Genomic DNA, 2,110 nt, shown 5'->3' with positions numbered 1-2,110 from the left:
CGCACGCCTCGGCTCGCCCCATCCCCTGGCGCTGTCGGAATGCCCCCTCAGTATTTTCCTCGCGCGCGTGAAGCCTCCCGCCGCCGTCGAGCGCTGGCACGCCCAGCAGCACGACGCGCGGGCAACCCAACCGGGAGCGGGCCGTCTGCTGGTCAATTGGTTCGTGCACGAGATCCACGATTCCGGCGGAGCTGCGGGCATGCGCAGCGGCAGCGCGGCACCCTGACCCGGCACGCTCCTGCCTCTAGGATGAACCGGTGACAACCGATCAGAGGGACGACGACGCGGGCGGCACCGCGTACCCCGCCGGCGAAACTCCCGGCACTGCGTACCTCGCCGGGGAAGCTCCCGCACCGCATGGCGCCACGGCAGCACGGCGGTTCCGCTGGCATGCCTTCGCCTCCGGGCTGGCCAACACTGCGGTATGGACGGCCCGGGGGATCATCGTTCTCGCCGGTCTGGTGATCCTGTGGCTGGTGGTCCGTGCGCTGTGGTCGATCGTGCTCCCGGCGCTCTTCGCCCTCCTGCTCGCCTCCGTGCTCTGGCCCTTGAACCGGGTGTTCCGCAAGATTCTGCCGAGGGTGCTCTCCGCACTGGTCACGCTGCTGGCCTTCCTGGCACTGGTGGGCGGAATCGGGGCGCTGATCCTTCCCACCATCGCCTCCGGTGTCAGTGAGCTCACGGGACTGGCGCGGGACAACCTCTCGGACCTCACCGTGTTCATCACCGGTCCGCCCTTCAACCTCGCCGACACGGACCTCACTATGGTCTTCGACGCCGCCCTTGAGCAGGCGCGTGCCCACACGGGAGACATCGTCGGCGGAATCACCTCGGGGCTCGGCACGCTGACCTCGGGGACGATCGTGTTCCTCCTCACCCTCGTCTTCACCTTTTTCTGCCTTCGGGACGGCGACCGCTTCCTGCCATGGACGAGCCGTTGGACCACCTCGGACGCCTTCGGGCACGCTGCCCGTGTGGCCGAGCGGTCCTGGCAGGCGCTGTCGTCCTACATCATGGCGCAGGCCGCCGTCGCGCTCGTCGATGCGATCTTCATCGGCATCGGCCTCGTGGTGCTCGACATCCCCCTGGCCATCCCGCTGGCCGTCCTGATCTTCTTCGCGGCGTTCGTTCCCGTGGTCGGCGCGATCGCCTCGGGGCTCCTGGCGACCGTCGTCGCGTTCCTGGCGCAGGGGTGGGTGACGGCACTGACCGTCCTGGTGATCGTCGTGGTCGTCCAGCAGCTCGAGAGCAACTTCATCCAGCCGCTGCTGGTGGGGAGGACCCTCGAGATCCATCCCGCGGTGATCCTGGCGTCGGTGACTGCCGGTGGAACCCTCTTCGGCATCGTCGGGGCCTTCCTTGCCGTGCCAGCCACTGCGGTGGGCATCGTGGTGCTGCGCTACCTCAGGGACATGTCCCTTGAACGGCGTCCCGATCCGCCCCGGCAGAATCTCGCGCCCGAGCCGTTGCCGGAGTGACCCGGCTGGACGGAGCAGGTGTGGACGGGCGGGGCCGAATGAGTGGTGCCCGAGGGAGCGGTGATGGACGGAGTGGTTATGGACGGGGTGGCCCTGGATGAGCAGGTCGTGGACGGAGCGGGTGGAATGAACAGGTCCTGGACGGAGCGGACGGAGGGGGGCGGCATGGCTGGTGTGCGGAAGCCGGTGGTCACCGTCCTGGAGGGAAACCGGCCGGTCGAGGGGCTGGAGCGTGTGGCGGAGATCGCGGAGATCCGGATCAGCGACGCCGCCGGGCTTGCCGCCGCGCTCCCCGGCTCGGACGTGCTGTACCTGTGGGACTTCTTCTCCGGGGCGCTTCCGGGCGCGTGGCACGCAGCGGACTCGCTGACCTGGATCCACGTTGCAGCGGCGGGGGTGGACAAGCTTCTCTTCCCGGACCTCGTGGCGGCGGATATCACCGTCACCAACGCGCACGGCGTGTTCGACCGGACCATGGCGGAGTACGTGCTGGCCGCCGTGCTGTTCTCGGCAAAAGGGCTCGGAGTCACCCGCGACCAGCAGTTGCAGCGCGTGTGGAACCGGCGGACGGTCCGCACTATCGGCGGCGCCGGCGTGCTGGTCGTCGGAACCGGAAGCATCGGCCGGAGCAC

2 protein-coding genes and 1 pseudogene are annotated in these 2,110 nt (G+C 69.0%); all 3 read left to right on the top strand.

Annotation, left to right across the window (positions count from 1 at the left end; genetic code table 11):
* The coding region (locus tag Y704_RS24505; RefSeq protein WP_162149400.1) for a hypothetical protein at positions 1-226 on the top strand (226 nt) is incomplete at its 5' end.
* Between the two features lie 31 nt (positions 227-257).
* The gene (locus Y704_RS20515; RefSeq protein WP_051476934.1) at positions 258-1,478 is read left to right on the top strand and encodes an AI-2E family transporter; all 1,221 of its coding nucleotides are present in this window, start codon (positions 258-260) and stop codon (positions 1,476-1,478) included.
* A 63-nt stretch (positions 1,479-1,541) separates the two neighbouring features.
* Positions 1,542-2,110 (top strand): annotated as a pseudogene (locus Y704_RS0110585) (hypothetical protein); the annotation flags it as partial.

Origin of the sequence: Arthrobacter sp. Br18 (genome assembly GCF_000520555.1) — a bacterium.
Lineage (GTDB): Bacteria > Actinomycetota > Actinomycetes > Actinomycetales > Micrococcaceae > Arthrobacter_D.
The sequence above is the reverse complement of the archived record's forward strand: the minus strand, read 5'-3'. Positions and strand labels throughout refer to the sequence as shown.